Source organism: Amycolatopsis bartoniae (genome assembly GCF_014191255.1).
GTDB classification, from domain to species: domain Bacteria; phylum Actinomycetota; class Actinomycetes; order Mycobacteriales; family Pseudonocardiaceae; genus Amycolatopsis_E; species Amycolatopsis_E bartoniae.
On sequence record NZ_JACHWH010000001.1, the window covers coordinates 2,394,382 to 2,412,819 of the forward strand.

An 18,438-nucleotide genomic window follows, 5' to 3' on the forward strand; every position below is an offset into this window, starting at 1 on the left:
GGGTAGCTGCAAGATCCCTGCAATTTATCTCGATTGTCCTTCAAAGTTCGAGAACGCAAGCTGGACGGGTGAGCGCACGCGACCGCCTTCTCGCCCTCTTCGTCGCCGTCCTGTGGGGCTGCAACTTCCTCGCCGTCCACTACACGCTCGGGCACTTCCCGCCGCTGTTCACCGGTGCGCTGCGCTTCCTCGTCATCGCGATTCCGACGATGCTGTTCGTCCCACGGCCGAAGGTGAAGCTGCGCTGGCTGATCGGGTTCGGACTCGGCTTCGGCACCGGGCAGTTCGCGTTCCTGTTCCTCGCGATGAACCTCGGGATGCCGACCGGGCTGGCGTCGCTGGTGCTGCAGGCGTCGGCGCCGCTGACCGTCCTGCTCGGCAGCGTCTTCCTGCGTGAACGCCTCACCCCGCGGCAGCTGGGCGGCATCCTGCTCGCCGTCGGCGGGATGGCCGTCATCGCCTGGCACCAAGCGGAACACGCCGTGCTGCTGCCGGTGGTGCTGACCCTGCTCGGCGCGCTGAGCTGGGCTGTCGGCAACGTCTGCGCGCGGCAGGCCCGGCCGGAGAACGGGCTGCACTTCACGCTGTGGATGTCGGTGGTGCCGCCGATCCCGATGCTCGCGCTGTCGCTGGTCTTCGAGGGACCGGCCGCGGACTGGCACTCGCTGGCCACCCTGAACACGGCGAACGGCTGGACCGCGATCGGCGGTTTCGGCTACGTCGTCGTGCTCGGCACGCTCGTCGGCTCCGGCGTCTGGACCACGCTGATGAACCGCAACCCGGCGAACATCGTCGCGCCGTTCTCGCTGCTCGTGCCCGTGGTCGGGATGAGCGCGTCGTTCCTGCTGCTCGACGAGCGGCCCGCGCTGGTCGAGGTGCTGGCCGGAGTGGTGGTGGTCGGCGGGGTGCTGCTCGGCTCGCTGCCGAGGCGTCAGCGGTCGGCCGAAGCCGTGCTGGCCGTCTCCTCCTCGTCGTGATGGCGGCGGCCCATCCGCTTCTTGAGCACCAGGCTGATGATCACCCCGGCGACCACCGCGACGCCCAGCGCCACGTACGAGAACCGCGACAGCCACTTCTCCGCGACGATGCCGAGGGAGTACACCAGCGCCGTCGTGCCGCCGGCCCATGCGATGCCGCCCAGCGCGTTCGCCGCCAGGAACTTGCCGTAGTTCATGTGCAGCGAACCCGCGAGCGGCCCGCACAGGATCCGCAGCAGCGCGACGAACCGGCCGAAGAACACCGCCCACACGCCGCGGCGGGCAAACAGCCGTTCGGCGTTGCGCACGTGCTCGGGCCCGAAGTGCTTCGGGAACTTCCGCCCGGCCCAGTCGAACAGCCGCCGCCCGCCCTTGCGGCCGATCAGGTAGCCGATGCTGTCGCCGACGATGGCGCCCGCGCTGCCGACGATCCCGACGAGCCACGGGTTGAGCCCCGCGTGGGTCGACGACAGCAGCGCGGCGCTCACCAGCACGATTTCACCGGGAAGGGGGATGCCGAGGCTTTCGAAGCCGATCACGGCCCCGACCGCGATGTACACCAGGAGTGGCGGGATCGTCTCCAGCCACTGGTCGATGTGCACTCCTCAGTCCCCCTCCGCAACCGTGTCTCAGGCCCGCCAGGGTACCGAAATCACGGCTCCAGCATCTCCGCGACGGACGAAGCGTGCGGAACCGCCGGCCCGGCCGTGGTGTCCACCTCGACCAGCTCCGGGCGCACCTCGTGCGGCGTGATCCGGCCGGCCTGGATGTCCTCCGCCCAGTGGCACGCCACCCGGTGCCCCGCGCCGATCTCCCGCAGCTGCGGGCGGTCGGTGTCGCACTTCGTCTCCTGCCGCCACGGGCACCGCGTGTGGAAGCGGCACCCGGTCGGCGGCGCGGCCGGCGAAGGCAGGTCGCCGGCGAGCAGGATCTGCTCACGGGTGTCCTCGACCTCCGGGTCCGGCACCGGGATCGCCGACAGCAACGCCTTCGTGTAGGGGTGCAGCGGCTCGGCGTAGAGGGTCTCGGAGTCGGTCTCCTCGACCATCGAACCGAGGTACATCACGCCGATCCGGTCGGAGATGTGCCGCACCACGGCGAGGTCGTGCGCGATCACCAGGTACGTCAGGCCCAGCGTGTCCTGCAGCTCCTCCAGAAGGTTGATCACCTGCGCCTGCACGGACACGTCGAGCGCCGACACCGGCTCGTCGGCCACGATCAGGTCCGGCTCGACCGCCAGCGCCCGCGCGATGCCGATCCGCTGGCGCTGCCCGCCGGAGAACTCGTGCGGGTACTTGCGCAGCGCGTTGTCCGGCAGCCCGACCGCGGACAACAGCTCCCGCAAACGCTTGCGGGTGCTTTCGCGGCCCTTGTCGAGCCCGTGTGCCCGCATGCCCTCGATCAGGATCGACTCGACCGACTGCCGCGGGTCGAGGCTGGACAACGGGTCCTGGAAGACCATCTGCATCCGCCGCCGCATCTTGCGCAGCGACTCGCCCTTGAGCTCCGACAGGTCCACCCCGTCGAACACCACGCGGCCGCCGGTCGGCTCGACCAGCCGCAGCAGCCCGCGGCCCAGCGTCGTCTTGCCGCAGCCGGACTCGCCGACCAGCCCGTACGTCTCGCCGCGCTTGATCTCCAGGTCCACCCCGTCGACCGCGTAGACGTGCCCGACCGTCCGGTCCAGCACCACGCCACGCTTGATCGGGAAGTGCACCTCGATGCCTTCCACCTGCACCAGCGTCTCGGTCACGAGCGCACCCCCTGCTTCACCGCGTATCCGACCGGGTTGTGGCAGCGCAGCAGACCGCCGTTGTCCGGCAGCAGCTCGGGCCGCACCTGGCGGCAGCGGTCCAGCGCGTTGGGGCACCGCGGCGCGAACGCGCAGGCGGAGTCCCAGGGGATGTTGTCGTTCACGGAACCCTTGATGGGCACCAGTTTCTCCCCGCGCGGCGCGTCCAGCCGCGGGATCGACTCCAGCAGCCCGTGGGTGTACGGGTGCCGGGACGCGGCGAACAACGCGTGCCGCTCGGCCTTCTCCACGATCCGGCCGCCGTACATGACGTTGACCTCGTCGCACAGCCCCGCGACCACGCCGAGGTCGTGGGTGATCATGATCAGCGCGGTGCCGGTGTCACGCACCAGCTCCGACAGCAGCGCCAGGATCTGCGCCTGGATCGTCACGTCGAGCGCGGTGGTCGGCTCGTCCGCGATGAGCAGCCGCGGCTTGCACGCCAGCGCGATCGCGATGAGCGCGCGCTGCCGCATCCCGCCCGAAAGCTGGTGCGGGTACTCGGTAAGCCGCCGCGACGGGTCTGGGATGCCGACCCGGCCGAGCAGCTCCTTCGCCTCGCCGCTCGCCTGCTTGCGGCTCATCCCGCGGTGCCGTTCCAGCACCTCGGTGATCTGCAGGCCGATCGGGATCACCGGGTTGAGCGACGACAGCGGGTCCTGGAACACCATGCCCAGGTCGCGCCCGCGCCGGTCGCGCAGCTGCCTGCGCGAGAGGGTGAGCAGGTCGGTGTCCTCGAACAGCACCGAACCGCTGACGCGCGTGCCCCGCTCGTTCAGCAGGCCCATGATCGCCAGCGCGGTCACGGACTTCCCGCTGCCCGACTCACCCACCAGGCCGACGGTGCGGCCCGGCTCGACGTCGAAGCTGATGCCGTCGACCGCGGTGAACTTGCGGATCCCCTTGCGTTCAAAGGTGACCGAGAGGTCTCGTACTTCCAGCAGTGCCACTACTACCGCCTGTTCTTCGGGTCGAGCGCTTCGCGCAGCGACTCGCCCAGCAGCGTGAAGCCCAGCGCCACGATGATGATCGCGATGGCCGGGTAGAACGCCAGTTCCGGTTTGACGTCGAGGTAGTCCTGCGCCTTGCCGAGCATCAGGCCCCACTCCGCACGGGTCCAGTCGGAGTCGCCGAGGCCGAGGAACGACAGCGCGGCCGCGTCGATGATCGAGGTGGCCAGCGTCAGCGTGGCCTGCACGATCACCGGGCCCACCGAGTTCGGCAGCATGTGCCGGAACACGATGGTGCTGCGCCGCACGCCGAGCGCGGTCGCGGCCAGCACGTGGTCGCTGCTGCGCTGGGCCAGCATCGCCCCGCGCAGCAGGCGCGCGAAGACCGGCACGCTCACCACGGAGACCGCGATGATCACCGTCCACTGTGAACCGGGGATCAGTGCGGCGATGGAGATCGCCAGCAGCAGCGACGGGATCGCGAGCAGGATGTCGGTGAACCGCATGAGCAGCGTGTCCACCCAGCCGCCGAGCGCGCCGGCGAACCCGCCGATCACCATGCCGACCGCGACGCCGATGAGCGTGGCGACCACGCCCACGATGAGCGTCTGCTGCGAACCGACCAGCAGCCGCGAGAAGAAGTCGTAGCCGTTCTGGTCGCTGCCGAGCAGGAACCCCGGCATGGCACCGGGGATCGAGTCCGGCCGCAGGTTCGCCTTCAACTGGTCGTACGGGATGTGCGGGTCCTTGGGCGCCAGGAACGGCGACAGGATCGCCAGCAGCACGAACAGGACCGTGATGACCGCGCCGATGATCGCGATCGGGCTGCGGGACATCCGCTTGAGCGCGTCGGCCGCGAGGCTCGTCCCGCCCGAGGTCTCCGCCAGGTCGTCGATGCGGTCGCGCTTGCGCCGCAACAGGTTCGTGGTCATCGCACCCGCACCCTCGGATCGATGATCGCGTACGAGACGTCGACCAGGAGGTTCACGATGACGTACACGAACGCGGCCAGCAGCAGCAGTGCCTGCAGGCGCGGGAAGTCACGGCGTTCGATGCCCTGCGCGAGCAGGTAGCCCACGCCCGGGATGTTGAACACCTTCTCCGTCAGCACCGCGCCCGCCAGCAGCAGGCCGGTCTGCAGGCCGATCGTCGTGGACACCGGCAGCAGCGCGTTGCGCAGGATGTGGCGGCGCCGGATCACCGGCGTCGTCAGGCCCTTCGACTCGGCCGTGCGCACGAAGTCCTCCTGCTGCACGTCCAGCACCGACGCGCGCGTGATGCGCACGATGACGGCGAACGGGATGCTCGCCAGTGCGATGCCCGGCAGGATCAGGTGCTTGAGCGCGTCCCACGCGGCGTCGAACTCGCCGGTCAGTATCCCGTCGAGCACGAAGAAGCCGGTGACGTGCGTGGCGTCGATCGTGACGTCCTGGCGCCCGGACGGCGGCAGGATGCCCAGCTTCTGCGCGAAGACGTACTTGAGCAGCACGCCGAAGAAGAACACCGGCACCGCGACGCCGACGAGCGTCGTGAGCACGGTGGCGTTGTCCAGCAGCCGCCCGCGGTGGCGCGCGGCCAGGTAGCCCAGCGGGATGCCGAACACGACCGCGAGGAACAACGCGAAGATCGACAGCTCCAGGGTGGCCGGGAAGGCCCGCCCGATCTCGGCGATGACGGAGTCACCGCTGATCAGCGAGCTGCCGAAGTCGCCGGTGATGATGCGGCCGAGGAACTTGACGTACTGGACGGGGATCGGCTGGTCGAGGCCCAGCAGGTGGTTGAGGTCGGCCAGCTTCTGCGGGGTCGCCTTGTCACCGAGCAGCGCGCCCGCCGGGCCGCCGGGCAGCATGCGCAGCCAGGCGAACACGAGGATCGAGAGCACGAGCAGGGTCGGCACGGCCTGCAGCAGCCGCCGGATCAGGAATCGCAGCATGTGGTGGAAGCCCTCACGGGGTCACTTCCGCGGCGAGCACCGCGCCCCGGGATCGCCGGGACGCGGTGCCGTTCGTCGGAAGCCTGGCCGTCAGCCCTTGGTGACCGTGTAGAAGCGCTCGTCGGTCAGCGGGGTCGGGATCAGGTTGTGGATGTTGCTCTTGACCACGATCGCCGGCGGCGACGAGGTCAGCGGGATGGCCGGGACGTACTGGGAGATCAGCACGCTGGCCTGCTCGTACGCGGTCTTCTTCGCGTCCGGCGTCACCTGGGAGTCCGCGTTGGCCAGGGCGGAGAAGATCTGCGGGTTGTCGAACCCGAACTCCGCCTTCTGGCGGCCGAAGAACGTGCCGACGAAGTTGCCCGCGTCGGCGTAGTCACCGGTCCAGCCCAGCAGGTGCAGGTCCTGCTTGCCCGCCTTCTGCACGTCGTCCTTGTACCCGCCGTTCCACGGCTCCTGGACGATGTTGACGTTGATGCCGACGGCCTTGAGGTCGTCCGCGATCGCGCCGCCGATGTCCACCGGGTTCGGCATGTACGGCCGGGTGACCTCGGTGGGCACGTAGAAGTTCAGCGTCAGCCCGGTGGCCCCGGCCTGCTGGAGCAGCGCCTTCGCCTGGTTCGGGTCGTAGCTGTGCTTCTCCACCGCGTCCGTGTAGCCGGGCACGTTGTTGGGCAGGAACTGGGTCTGCGCGTACGCGCCGCTGGGCAGCTTGTTCTTCGCCAGCTGGTCCTTGTTGATCGCGTACTCGATCGCCTTGCGGACCCGCACGTCCTGCAGCTTCGGGTTGTTCTTCTGGTTGATGCCCAGGTACAGGATGTTGAACGCGGGGCGGATCAGCACCTGGTTGCCGGCGTCCTTGAGCGAGTTGTAGTCCGCCGGGCTCGGGAAGTCGTAGCCGTCGATGGTGCCGGCGGCCAGTTCCTGCTTGCGGGCGTTCTCGTCCTCGATGATCTTGAAGATCAGCTTGGCGGTCTTCGCCTTCTCACCCCAGTAGTCGTCGTTGCGGACCAGGGTGATGGTCTTGTTCGTCTTGTCGTAGCTCTCGAACTTGTACGGGCCCGTGCCGGTGGGGTGCTCGTTCGCGTACGCGGGGTAGGTGAACGAGTCGCCGCTCTGGGTCACGTTGTCGGCGTCGTACTTCTTCAGCGCGTCCGGGCTGGAGATCGACAGCGACGTGAGGCCGAAGGCGTCCGGGAAGGCGCCCTTCGCCTTGTTGAGGTTGACGACCGCGGTGAGGTCGTCCTTGGCCTCGCAGGACTTGTAGACGGGGGAGCCGGTGGCGTCACCCTCGTTCTTCGCGAAGCCCTCGAAGACGTCGCCGTAGTAGATCATCTGGCTCTGGGCGGCGGCGCCCTTCATGTTGTACCAGCGGTCGAAGTTGAAGCAGACCGCCGCGGCGTTGAAGGGCGTCCCGTCGTGGAACTTCACGCCCTGGCGCAGGGTGAAGGTCCAGGACTTGCCGTCCGGGCTCGGCGTCCACGCGGTGGCCAGGTCGCCTTCGAGCTCGGTGGTGCCGGGCTTGTAGGTGACGAGCGTGTCGAACATCTGCCGCACGGGGCGGAAGCTCTCGCCGTCGTCGTTGAAGATCGGGTCGAAGTTCTTCGGCGCGCCCGCGGCCCCGAAGACGAACGTGTCGTCGGCGCCACCACCCGAACCGCGTTCGGAGGCGCAGGCCGACATGGAGACGGCGAGCGCACCGGACAACCCGATCAGGGCGAGCCGGCGCCAGCGTGCCACCCGCTGAGGGAGCATGTGAACTCCTAGTAGAAGTTGCAGTTTGATCGACGACCCTAGCCCCAGATGGGCGGATTGCTTAACCACGCGAGGTTACGATCGCGCTACGTAAGAACTGAAACACCTACACACTGGGAGTTTCCGGTCGCTCTGCGTAGAAGATCTGCCCGGAATGTCCTATCGCCGCTAGGCCGAACGGGTGGTCAACGGCGAACCAGCCCCGCTCGAACGCCTGCCACTTCTCCAGGTCCTTCCGCGCGTTTTCCCCGTCCCGGCGCACGGCTCGTTCGAGCCGCGTCCCAGGGTCTGGACCACCGAGCCAGCAGAGCGCTGTCAGCAGCGGCCGCACCGACCGGCGAGCCGCGGACACGCCTTCGAGGATGAGGACGTCCGGCACGGGCACGTGGACGCGCTCGCCGGGCCGCGGGCTGCCGCTGGTCCAGTCCAGCCGGACGTAGCTGCCCGGCTCGCCCTTCGAGAGCGGTTCGAGGACGCCCGACACGAGCCGCGGCCACCACGAGACGGGATCGTCCCAGGTGGCGAAGGAGTCGGTGCTGACGAGCGCCGAGCCCGGCAGCTCGGCGCACAGCTTCGCGGCGAACGTGGACTTGCCCGCACCGGACGGGCCGTCGACCGCGACCAGGCGGACGCGGCCCAGCCGGGGCGGCGCGGCGAGCACCGCGCGCGCGAGGTCAGAGAGCGCGGCGTCCGGAGAGGGCACGGCCGAGGGTGAGCTCGTCGGCGAACTCCAGGTCCCCGCCCATCGGCAGGCCGGAGGCCAGCCGGGTGACGGCGAGACCGGGGAAGTCACGCAGCATCCGCACCAGGTACGTGGCCGTCGCCTCGCCCTCGGTGTTCGGGTCGGTCGCGATGATCACCTCGGTGACCTCCTCGCCACCGATCCGGGTGAGCAGCTCACGGATGCGCAGCTGGTCGGGACCGATGCCGGACAACGGGTCCAGCGCGCCGCCCAGCACGTGGTAGCGGCCCTTGAACTCACGCGTCCGCTCGACGGCGAGCACGTCCTTGGGCTCCTCGACCACGCAGATCAGCGACGTGTCGCGGCGCGTGTCGCGGCAGATGCGGCACTGCTGCTGCTCGGAGACGTTCCCGCAGATCTCGCAGAACTGCACGCCCTCGCGGACCTTGCCGAGGACGTCCTGCAGCCGCGCGATGTCCGCCGGGTCGGCGGCGAGCAGGTGGAACGCGATGCGCTGCGCGCTCTTCGGCCCGATTCCCGGCAGGTGCCCCAGCTCGTCGATCAGGTCCTGGACTACCCCCTCGTACATCGCCTACTGGCCGAAGCCGGGCAGGCCGAGGCCGCCGAGGTCGGGCATCCCGCCGCCACCGCCGAGGGCGCCCGCCACCGGGCCGAGCTTCTCCTCGGTGAGCTTCTGCGCGTTCTGGCTCGCGTCCCGCACCGCGGCGACGACCAGGTCGGCCAGCGTCTCGGTGTCCTCCGGATCGACGACCTTCGGGTCGATGGTGAGGCTCTTCAGTTCCATGCCGCCGGTGACGGTCGCCGTGACCAGCCCGCCGCCCGCGCTCCCGGTGACCTCGGTGCGGGCGAGCTCCTCCTGCGCGGCGACGAGCTGCTGCTGCATCTGCTGCGCCTGCTGGAGGATCGCCTGCATGTCGGGCATTCCACCGCCGGGGTTGACCATGTTGCGTTTCCCATCCGTGAGGGACTAGCACGTAGTGCCCAGCGTAGTCGCGCGAACCGGGCAGGGTGCGGGTGGTGGGCGCGCCACGCTGTGACACCGTGAGCGGTATGCGGTCGCGGGTGTTGCCGGTGATGCTGGCTGGGTCGTTGCTGCTCACGTCGTGCACCGCGCACGTTCCCGCGCCCCTGCCTTCCCCGGCCGCCACGATCTCCGCGGTCGCGCCGTCGCTGGGCTCGCCCGCGCCGACGGTTGCGCGCAAGGGGCCGGTCGTGGTGCTCGACCCTGGGCACAACGGCGGCAACGCGAGCCACCCACGCGAGATCGACAAGCCCGTGCCCGCCGGGCGCGGCGAGACCAAGCCGTGCAACACCACCGGCACCGCCACCAAGTCCGGCTATCCCGAGCACGCGTTCAACTGGGACGTCGCCCAGCGCGTCGGCGCGCTGTTGACCGCTCGCGGGATCCTCGTCCAGTACACGCGCCAAGACGACAACGGCGTGGGCCCGTGCGTCGACCGGCGCGCCGCGTTCGGCAACGACTCCGGGGCCGCGGCGGTGGTGGCGATCCACGCGGACGGGTCGACCTCGTCGAGCGCACACGGGTTCCACGTGTCGTACTCGGACCCGCCGCTGAACGAGGCACAGGGACAGCCTTCGGTGTCGCTGGCCGAGGCCCTGCGCGACGGGCTGCGGCAGGCGGGTTTCGCGACCTCCACCTACCTCGGGAAGAACGGCATCTACCCGAGGGACGACCTGGCCGGGCTGAACCTCTCGACGCGTCCGGCGGCGCTGGTCGAATGCGGGAACATGCGCAACGCGGCTGAGGCGGCGGCGATGTCCAGCCCCGAGGGCCGCGCCCGTTACGCGCAGGCCCTCGCCACGGCGATCCTGGCCTACCTGAAGGTCTGAGTCAGTCCAGCGGGCGCGCGCCCAGGTGCTCGGCGAGGAGGCGGTGCGCCTCCTCCTCCGGGTCGATCGCCGGGGCGGCCGCGACCGGCGCCGGGTCGAAGGAGGATTCCTCGGCGAGCATCGCCGCCTCGTCCTCGTCCGGCTCCGGCGGCAGCGGGATGTCCGGTTCGGTGGTGGCGGGCTGGGGCTTCGCCGGGGCGGCCGCCGCCGGCGCCGGCCGTTGGAAGGTCCGCTGCGGCGGCGCCTCCCGCTGCGGCGGGCCCTGCGGGCGAGGGCCGTTGCCGGACGGACGCGCCGAGCCACCTCCGCCGCTGCCGCCGTGCACGCATTTCACCTGCCAGGTGCCACCCAGCACCTCGTGCAGCGCCGCGGCGATGAAGTCCGCGTTGCGCGCCTCGGAAAGCCTGCGTGCCAACGGTTCCGCCGTGTGCGACAGGATCACCAGCGAGCCTTCGACGCTCTGCACGGTCGCCTGCGTGAGCATCGCCTCGGTGCTGCGGCTCGTCTTGCGGATCGCGGCGAGCAGGTCCGGCCAGACTCGGCGGATCGCCGCGGCGTCCACTCCGCCCGGCGACGCGGGCGCCGGCGCCTGCACCGGTTCTTCTTGCGCCGCAACGGGTTCCGGCTGCGCCGCGACGGGCTCGGGCGCGGCCACGGGACGCGCGGGCTCGACCGGTTCCGGCGCCGGGCGCGCGGGCTCGGGACGGGGGGCTTCGGGCGCGGAACGCGCGGGCTCCGACCGCTGGGACGGGCGCTGGAAGGTGCGCTCCGAGACCGCAGCGGGCGCGGGCGCCTCGGCCGGACCCGCCGGTGCACCGGTGGCCGCACGGCGTTCGAGGCGTTCGAGCCGCTGCAGGACCGCCGCCTCGCCGTCGGACGCGGCGGGCAGCAGCATCCGGGCGCACAGCAGCTCCAGCAGCAGCCGCGGCGCGGTGGCGCCCCGCATTTCGAGCAGTCCGTTGTGGACGATCTCGGCGTACCGGGTCAGCGTGGCGAGGCCGACGCGCTCCGCCTGCGCCGACATCCGGGCCAGCTCGTCCTCCGGCGCGGACACCAGGCCCCGCGCCGCCGCGTCGGGCACCGAACGCACGAGCACCAGGTCCCGCAGCCGGTCGAGCAGGTCGGACGCGAACCGCCGCGGGTCGTGGCCCGCCTCGGTGAGCCGCTCGACGGTGCCGAACACCGCGGCCGAGTCCTCGACCGCCAGCCCGTCGATCATGTCGTCGATCAGCGCCACGTCGGTGACACCGAGCAGCGACAGCGCGCGCTGGTACGTCACGCCCTCCGGCCCGGCACCCGCGAGCAGCTGGTCGAGCACCGACTGCGTGTCACGCGCGGAACCGCCGCCCGCGCGGATCACCAGCGGGTACACGGCGGGCTCGACGTGCATGCCCTCGGCCGCGACGTTGCGCTCCAGCAGCTCCCGCATCGCACTCGGCGGGATCAGCCGAAAGGGGTAGTGGTGCGTGCGCGAGCGGATCGTCGGCAGCACCTTGTCGGGCTCGGTGGTGGCGAAGATGAAGATCAGGTGTTCCGGCGGCTCTTCGACGATCTTCAGCAGGGCGTTGAAGCCCTGCGTGGTGACCATGTGCGCCTCGTCGATGATGAACACCCGGTAGCGTGACTCGGCGGGCGCGTAGAACGCCCTGTCCCGCAGCTCGCGGGCGTCGTCGACACCACCGTGGCTGGCGGCGTCGAGCTCGGTGACGTCGATGCTGCCGGAGCCTTCGGGGGCGAGCGCGCGGCAGGAGTCGCACTTGCCGCACGGGTCTGGCGTCGGCCCCTCGACGCAGTTGAGGGAGCGCGCCATGATGCGGGCGCTGGAGGTCTTCCCGCAGCCGCGCGGCCCGGAGAACAGGTACGCGTGGTTGATGCGGCCGGCGGCGAGCGCCGTGCGGAGCGGTTCGGTGACGTGCTCCTGCCCGACGACCTCGGCGAAGGTCGCCGGACGGTACTTCCGGTAGAGAGCGAGAGCCACGGAGCGAGACTACCGTTCCCCGGCGATCTTCCGTCGGTGGACCAGTCCGGGCAAAAAGGGGACCCCCGCACCCGTCAGAGCCTGCTTATCCTTGCTGCCTTCCGGCCCTGGGGAGGTTCACAGGATGGACGCCGCGGGGGTCCGCCTCACAGTGTAGTGGAGAACTACGTCAGAGGTTTCGTCAGGTCGTAAACCGTGCTGTTGCCGACCGTCGTGGCGGTGAAGTTCTGCTCCACCCACTGCGAGATCGAGCCGCTGCCGTCACGGCCGCCGAAGCCGCCCATGCCGCCGGAGACGTAGTACGTGATCTCGTGGTTCGCCACGTACTGCTTGAACTCCTCCAGCGTCGGGGCGGGGTCGCTGCCGTTGAAGCCGCCGATTGCGATGACCCACTTGTCGGAGTTCAGCGCGAGGCCGGCCGCCGACTGGGAACCCTGTGCCGCGGCCGCCCACTTCGTGGTGGTGTTCTTCAGCAGGTCGATGACCGCGCTGTCCGATTGGCCGCCACCGAAACCGCCGCCACCGCCGGGTCCACCGCCCATCCCGCCGCCCATCCCGCCGCCGAAGCCGCCCGTGCCGTAGCCGGACGGTCCGGACGTGGGGATCGAACCGGTGTGCGGCGTGGCCGCCGTGACCACGGCGTACGCCGTCGTGCCGAGCATGCCCGTAACGAGGGCACCGACGCCGAGCACCACGCCCAGCTGCCGGATGCGGTCCACACCGAACAGCAGCCCCGCCACGAAGATCGCGGTGAGCACCAGGATCGTGAACCGCAGCCACGGCTGCCACGACGAGACCCGCTCCAGCAGGATGAAGTCCCACACACCGGTCGCCGCGAGCAGGACCGCGAGCCACACCCGCGCGGAGAAGTTGTGCCTGCCCTTCCACAGCTCCAGCGCGCCGATGCCGATCAGGCCGCCGATGCCCGGCGCCAGCGCGACCGTGTAGTACGGGTGGATCGTGCCGCTCATGTAGCTGAACACCAGCGCGGTCACGACCGTCCAGCCGCCCCACAGCAGCAGGCCGGCGCGGGTGCGGTCGGTGCGCGGGAAGAACCGCGTGAACCACAGCCCGGCCACCAGCGCGATCAGCGCGGCGGGCAGCAGCCACGAGATCTCCGACCCGAACGACGAGCCGAACATGCGGGTGATGCCGGTTTCGCCACCGAACATCGAGTTCCCGCCGCCACCTCCGCCACCGCCACCGCCGTTGCCCTCACCGCCGAAGATGCGGCCGAGGCCGTTGTAGCCGAAGGCGAGTTCGAGTGCGCTGTTGTCGGTGGAGCCGCCGATGTACGGCCGGCTCGACGCGGGCCACAACGCGACCACGGCGACGTACCAGCCCGCCGACACCACGACGGCGAGCCCCGCCGCGAGCACCTGCAGGACCCGCTTGCCCAGGCCCGTCGGCGCGGCGACCAGGTACACCAGCGCGAAGGCGGGCAGCACGAGGAACGCCTGCAGCATCTTCGCGATGAAGCCGAACCCGATCGCGACCCCGGCGAGCACCAGCCACCACGTGCCCGCCTTCTCCAGCGCGCGCACCGTGCACCAGGCGCCGAGCGTCATGAGCAGGACCAGCAGCGCGTCCGGGTTGTTGAACTTGAACATCATGGCCGCGACCGGGGTCAGCGCGAGCACCGAACCGGCCAGCAGGCCGGCCGCCGGGCCGTTCGTGCGGCGGACGGCGAGGTACAGCAGCCCCACCGAGCCGACGCCGCACAACGCGTTCGGCGCGAGCATGCTCCAGCTGGAGAACCCGAAGATCCTCCCGGACAGCGCCATCAGCCACATCGCGGCGGGCGGCTTGTCGACCGTGATCACGTTGCCCGGGTCCAGCGAGCCGAAGAACAGGGCTTCCCAGTTCTTCGTGCCGGCCTGCACCGCCATCGCGTAGAAGTCGTTGCCGTAGCCGGACGCGCTCAGGTTCCACAGGTACAGCGCCGCGGTCGCGAGCAGCAGCACGGCCACGGACGGGCGGACCCACCGTGGTCGTGTCACCTGGCGAGTGGCTGCGACGGGGCCGGTCCCGATGGACACGGGTGGCGCGGCGGACGCAGTCGTCATCTGCGAGATTCTCCTATCGGTTCTTGCGGAAGACCCAGTTGCGGAACAGCAGGAAGCGGAGCACGGTCGCCGCGAGGTTCGCCGCCACCAGCACCACCAGCTCCACGAGGCGGTTCGGCTCGCCGCCGGAGTGCAGCAGCGCGAGCGAACCGCTGGTGAGCGCGAGCCCGAGACCGAACACGATCAGCCCTTCGAACTGGTGCCGCCCGGCGCCGGACGAGCCTCGCACGCCGAAGGTGAACCGGCGGTTGGCCGCGGTGTTCGCGATCGCGGTGACCAGCAGCGCGAGCAGGTTGGACCACTGCGCGCCCACCGCGCCACGCAGCAGCACGTACAGCACCAGGTACGCGAGCGTGCTGCCGACGCCGATCGCGGCGAACCGCACCAGCTGCGTGGCCAGCCGCGGCGGCACCCCGGGCGTGGACACGCCGATCGGCGCGCGGCCGAGCTGGGCGCGGATCTCGCTGAGCGGCAATGATCCCTTCGCGAAGGCGCGGATCATGCGGGCGACCCCCTTCAGGTCCGCGGTGGCGGTGGCGACGATGTTCACCGAGGAGTCCGGGTCGTCGATCCAGTCCACCGGAACCTCGTGCGTGCGCAGCCCCGCGCGCTGCGCCAGCACCAGCAGCTCGGTGTCGAAGAACCAGCCGGTGTCCTCGACGAGCGGCAGGAGCTGCTTCGCGACGTCGGCGCGGATCGCCTTGAACCCGCACTGCGCGTCGGAGAACTTCGCCGCCAGCGTGCCGCGCAGGATCAGGTTGTAGCAGCGGGAGATGATCTCCCGTTTGGGCCCGCGCACCACCCGCGCGCCGCGGGCGAGCCGGGAGCCGATCGCCAGGTCGGAGTGACCCGAGATCAGCGGGGCGACCAGCGGCAGCAGCGCCGCGAGGTCGGTCGACAGGTCGACGTCCATGTACGCCAGCACCTGCGCGTCGGAGGCGGACCAGACGGCGTTCAGCGCCCGCCCGCGGCCCTTCTGGTCCAGGTGGACGACCTCGACCTCGGCGATCTCGTCCGCGAGCTGCCGGGCGATGACGAGGGTGCGGTCGGTGCTCGCGTTGTCCGCGACCGTGATGCGGTAGCGGTACGGGACGGTGTCACGCAGGTAGGCGTGCAGCCGCCGCACGCACTGCGGAAGGTCCTTCTCCTCGTTGTAGACCGGGATGACCACGTCGAGGACCGGGGATGGACTGCCTTCGGGGAGAGGAGCCCGCGCCGCTGCGGGGGAAGCGTCTGCGGAGGTCGTCATGGCGACAACGTTGGCGGGGCCGATTGTGCCGACCATGTGGTTCGGCTGTGCGGAAGCTGTGAGCCCGCCACTTACGGGCGAACGACGGGAGACAGTTGGTCAGTTGTTCACACGGGTGAAACTGTCGGCCTCGCCGGCCGCCGGAAAACGCACGCGGAACTCGGTTCGTCCCGGTCTGCTCGCGACGCTCACTTCGCCCTTGTGCGCGGCCACGACGGCGGCCACGATCGCGAGCCCGAGCCCGGTGCTGCCCGCCGCCCGCGAGCGGGAGGTGTCGGCGCGCGCGAACCGCTCGAACACCTCGGGCAGGACGTTCTGCGGGATACCGGGCCCGTTGTCGGTGACGGTCAGCATCACCGATCTGTCCTGAGTGGACAGTGCGGTGGTGACGTGCGTGCCGGGCGGCGTGTGCGTGCGGGCGTTGGTCAGCAGGTTGAGCACCACCTGCTGCAGCTGGTCGGCGTCGCCGACGACGGTGAGCGGTTCGGGCGGCACGTCCAGCACCCACCGGTGGTCAGGACCGGCGGCGTGCGCGTCGGCGACCGCGTCCATCACCAGGCGCGTCAGGTCCACCGGCTCGTGCACGCGGTTGCGCCCGGAGTCCAGACGCGCGAGCAGCAACAGGTCCTCGACGAGCGTGGTCATACGGGCGGACTCGGACTCGACGCGGCTCATCGCGAACGCGATCTCCGGCGGCACGGCGTCGGAGCTGCGCCGCGTCAGCTCGGCGTACCCCCGGATCGCGGCCAGCGGCGTGCGCAGCTCGTGGCTCGCGTCGGCGACGAACTGCCGCACCCGGCTCTCGCTCGCCTGCCGCGCGGTGAGCGCCGCCGCGACGTGCCCGAGCATCCGGTTGAACGCCGCGCCCACCTTGCCGACCTCGGTGCGCGGATCCGTGTCGGCCTCGGGCACGCGCACGGACAACGCGACCTCGCCGCGGTCGAGCGGCAGCTCGGAGACCTGGGCGGCGGTGTGCGCGAGCCGGTCGAGCGGGCGCATGGTGCGGCGGATCGTGACCGCGCCGATTCCGCCAGCCAGCAGCAGCCCGCCCAGCGCCACCCCGCCGAAGATGAACCCGAGCTGCCACAGCGTCGCCGTCACGTCGCTCAGCGGCAGGCCGGTGACCAGCAGCGTGCCGTCGGCGTGGCGGACCGAGACGACGCGGTACTCGCCGAGCTCGCCGAGGTCCACGCTGTAGCGCTGGCCGTTGGCGGGCAACGCGAGCAGCGTCCGCAGCTCCGGGGCCGGCACGTCCTTGGTGGGGAACGGGTTGTCGGGCGTCGGGGCCGTCGCGCCCAGCACCCCGGAGTGGATCACCCCGGCCTGGTCGACGAACACGCCCAGCGTGCCGATGCCCTGCCCCGGCACGCGCAGCGAGTCGGGCGGCCGCGGCCCGGCGGGGTACGACGGCGTGCCCGCGGGCGGCGGGCGCGCGCCGCGCTCGCTGGCGGCCGCGAGCCGGTCGTCGAGCTGGGAGATGAGGAAGCTGCGGAGTGCGACCTCGGTGACCAGTCCGACCACCAGGCACACCACCGCGAGCAGCGCGATGAGCTGCGCGATCAGCTTGCCGCGCAGTGAGGAGGGCAGAACGCGTCGGCTACGTGGCCGGCTTGAGGACATACCCCGCGCCGCGCATGGTGTGGATCATCGGCTCCCTGCCCGCGTCGATCTTCTTCCGCAGGTACGAAATATAGAGCTCCACGATGTTGGCCTGCCCACCGAAGTCGTAGCTCCAGACCCGGTCGAGGATCTGCGCCTTCGACAGCACCCGCTTCGGGTTGCGCATGAGGAACCGCAGCAGCTCGAACTCCGTCGCCGTGAGCGAGACCGGCTCACCGCCGCGGTGCACCTCGCGACTGTCCTCGTCGAGCGTCAGGTCGCCGACGACCAGCGTCGAGCCCATGCTGCTGGACACCGCGTGCGAACGGCGCAGCAGCGCCCGCAGTCGCAGCACGACCTCCTCCAGGCTGAACGGCTTGGTCACGTAGTCGTCGCCGCCCGCGGTCAGTCCCGCGATCCGGTCCTCGACCGCGTCGCGGGCGGTGAGGAACAGCACCGGCAGGTGCGGCACCTCGGCACGCAGCCGCGAGAGCACCTCCAGCCCGCTGAAGTCGGGCAGCATCACGTCGAGCACCACCGCGTCGGGGCGGAAGTCCCTGGCGATGCGCACCGCGTCGGTGCCGTTGCCCGCGCTGCGGATCTCCCAGCCCTCCATGCGCAGCGCCATCGAGACGAGCTCGGCGAGGGTCTCCTCGTCGTCGACGACGAGGACCCGCACCGGTGAACCGTCGGGACGCTGCAGGTCGGTCTTGCCCGGCCCGGAGGTGGCCGCGTTCATGCTGGTCATGGTCCCATCCTGGGCGCCGGTCGTGAGGTGCGCCTGTGCGCGCTCTGTGGGTTTCCTGTGAGCGCGCGAGTGCACAGCGTGCGCCCACGTCGTTCACAGCCTGCGCACAGAATGCCTGCCGACCCTGGTCGGCGTAAGCGCCCGCCGGGCGAACACCGGGAGAGGACACGATGACTACCGAGCCGACGACCACCCCGCCGCAGGCTCCTCCGCCGGCCTGGGGCGACCCGCAGCCACCCGCGCCGAAGTGGTCGGGCCGCAAGACCGCGATCGCCGCTGTCGTCGCCGTCGTGATCGCCGCCATCGGCGGGGTCGCGATCTACCTCGGCACGCAGAGCAGCGCCAGCGGCCAACAGGGCTTCGGCGGCCAGGGCGGCTTCAACCGCATGGGTGGGATGGGTGGCAGCGCGTCGCTGCTGACCCAGGCGCTGCACGGCGACTTCACCGTCTCCGAGAACGGCGGCTACGTCACCGAGCGGCTGCAGAGCGGCAGCGTGACGGCGCTCGACGCCACCTCGGTCACGGTCAAGAGCAAGGACGGCTACACGCAGACCTACGCGATCGACTCGTCGACGCAGAAGGCGAGCAACGTCGCGACCGGCACGTCCGTCGAGGTCATCGCGAAGGTGAGCGGCGACAAGGCGACCGCCACGACGATCACCGACGCGAGCCAGACGTCACGCAGCGGCGGCCAGCAGGGCGGTTTCCCCGGCGGGAGTCAGCAGGGTGGCTTCCCCGGTGGCGGCCAGCAGGGCGGCTTCCCGGGCGGTGGCCAGATGCCGGGACAGCAGGGCGGTTCGACCAACTGAACCAGCCCGCTACGACGAAGGCCGCCTT

At 70.7% G+C, this 18,438-nt stretch carries 17 protein-coding genes and 1 other RNA gene; 3 read left to right on the top strand and 15 right to left on the bottom strand.

All coding sequences use genetic code 11. From position 1 onward, the window contains the following. The first annotated feature begins 68 nt into the window (after positions 1-68). On the top strand, positions 69-977 hold the full coding sequence (locus tag FHX82_RS11295; protein ID WP_145937062.1) for an EamA family transporter: 909 nt from the start codon (positions 69-71) through the stop codon (positions 975-977). On the opposite strand, the gene FHX82_RS11300 is transcribed toward FHX82_RS11295, so the two are convergent. From FHX82_RS11300 to FHX82_RS11340, 9 genes are all read right to left on the bottom strand, one after another. Further along, entirely contained in the window at positions 932-1,579 is a 648-nt protein-coding gene (locus FHX82_RS11300; protein ID WP_145937061.1) for a DedA family protein, read from the bottom strand. The two genes, FHX82_RS11295 and FHX82_RS11300, sit on opposite strands and share 46 nt — an antisense overlap. Before the next feature lie 50 nt (positions 1,580-1,629). Beyond that, entirely contained in the window at positions 1,630-2,730 is a 1,101-nt protein-coding gene (locus tag FHX82_RS11305) for an ABC transporter ATP-binding protein (protein WP_145937060.1), read from the bottom strand. Further along, entirely contained in the window at positions 2,727-3,719 is a 993-nt protein-coding gene (locus FHX82_RS11310; protein WP_145937059.1) for an ABC transporter ATP-binding protein, read from the bottom strand. The genes FHX82_RS11305 and FHX82_RS11310 overlap by 4 nt, the downstream gene beginning before the upstream one ends. Positions 3,720-3,721: 2 nt before the next feature. After that, positions 3,722-4,651: an ABC transporter permease gene (locus FHX82_RS11315; RefSeq protein ID WP_145937058.1), complete on the bottom strand. Its 930-nt coding sequence runs from the start codon at positions 4,649-4,651 to the stop codon at positions 3,722-3,724. After that, positions 4,648-5,652: an ABC transporter permease gene (locus tag FHX82_RS11320; RefSeq protein ID WP_145937057.1), complete on the bottom strand. Its 1,005-nt coding sequence runs from the start codon at positions 5,650-5,652 to the stop codon at positions 4,648-4,650. Before FHX82_RS11320 ends, FHX82_RS11315 begins: the two co-directional genes overlap by 4 nt. A 90-nt stretch (positions 5,653-5,742) precedes the next feature. After that, a complete protein-coding gene (locus FHX82_RS11325; RefSeq protein WP_145937056.1) occupies positions 5,743-7,407 on the bottom strand; it encodes an ABC transporter substrate-binding protein in 1,665 nt (554 codons plus the stop codon). Between the two features lie 106 nt (positions 7,408-7,513). Further along, positions 7,514-8,110 carry a uridine kinase family protein gene (locus tag FHX82_RS11330; protein WP_229881270.1) on the bottom strand — a complete coding sequence of 199 codons (597 nt, stop codon included), beginning with the start codon at positions 8,108-8,110 and terminating at the stop codon, positions 7,514-7,516. Further along, positions 8,082-8,678, bottom strand: a complete 597-nt coding sequence (gene recR, locus FHX82_RS11335; RefSeq protein WP_145937055.1) for a recombination mediator RecR — start codon at positions 8,676-8,678, stop codon at positions 8,082-8,084. Before recR ends, FHX82_RS11330 begins: the two co-directional genes overlap by 29 nt. A 3-nt stretch (positions 8,679-8,681) precedes the next feature. Then, on the bottom strand, positions 8,682-9,053 hold the full coding sequence (locus tag FHX82_RS11340; RefSeq protein ID WP_145937054.1) for a YbaB/EbfC family nucleoid-associated protein: 372 nt from the start codon (positions 9,051-9,053) through the stop codon (positions 8,682-8,684). Between the two features lie 107 nt (positions 9,054-9,160). Between FHX82_RS11340 and FHX82_RS11345 the strand changes: the two genes are divergently transcribed. After that, complete coding sequence (locus tag FHX82_RS11345; RefSeq protein ID WP_229881273.1) at positions 9,161-9,961, top strand: N-acetylmuramoyl-L-alanine amidase; 801 nt, start codon at positions 9,161-9,163, stop codon at positions 9,959-9,961. Position 9,962: 1 nt separating this feature from the next. Here the strand turns inward: FHX82_RS11345 and FHX82_RS11350 are convergent, their stop codons facing one another. The 6 genes from FHX82_RS11350 to FHX82_RS11375 all read right to left on the bottom strand — a co-directional run bounded on the left by FHX82_RS11350 (position 9,963) and on the right by FHX82_RS11375 (position 17,601). Further along, positions 9,963-11,939, bottom strand: a complete 1,977-nt coding sequence (locus FHX82_RS11350) for a DNA polymerase III subunit gamma and tau (protein WP_145937053.1) — start codon at positions 11,937-11,939, stop codon at positions 9,963-9,965. A 51-nt stretch (positions 11,940-11,990) separates the two neighbouring features. Continuing rightward, positions 11,991-12,087: signal recognition particle sRNA small type (gene ffs, locus FHX82_RS11355), an RNA gene on the bottom strand. Between the two features lie 16 nt (positions 12,088-12,103). Then, complete coding sequence (locus FHX82_RS11360) at positions 12,104-14,005, bottom strand: ArnT family glycosyltransferase (protein WP_145937052.1); 1,902 nt, start codon at positions 14,003-14,005, stop codon at positions 12,104-12,106. A 13-nt stretch (positions 14,006-14,018) separates the two neighbouring features. Continuing rightward, positions 14,019-15,254 (bottom strand): bifunctional glycosyltransferase family 2/GtrA family protein, encoded by a 1,236-nt coding sequence (locus tag FHX82_RS11365; protein ID WP_145937051.1) that lies wholly within the window; start codon positions 15,252-15,254, stop codon positions 14,019-14,021. A 99-nt stretch (positions 15,255-15,353) separates the two neighbouring features. After that, positions 15,354-16,874 carry a sensor histidine kinase gene (locus tag FHX82_RS11370; RefSeq protein ID WP_145937050.1) on the bottom strand — a complete coding sequence of 507 codons (1,521 nt, stop codon included), beginning with the start codon at positions 16,872-16,874 and terminating at the stop codon, positions 15,354-15,356. Continuing rightward, positions 16,852-17,601: a response regulator transcription factor gene (locus FHX82_RS11375; RefSeq protein WP_145937049.1), complete on the bottom strand. Its 750-nt coding sequence runs from the start codon at positions 17,599-17,601 to the stop codon at positions 16,852-16,854. The genes FHX82_RS11370 and FHX82_RS11375 overlap by 23 nt, the downstream gene beginning before the upstream one ends. Positions 17,602-17,771: 170 nt before the next feature. Between FHX82_RS11375 and FHX82_RS11380 the strand changes: the two genes are divergently transcribed. Next, positions 17,772-18,410 carry a single stranded DNA-binding domain-containing protein gene (locus tag FHX82_RS11380; RefSeq protein ID WP_145937048.1) on the top strand — a complete coding sequence of 213 codons (639 nt, stop codon included), beginning with the start codon at positions 17,772-17,774 and terminating at the stop codon, positions 18,408-18,410. Positions 18,411-18,438 lie beyond the last annotated feature (28 nt).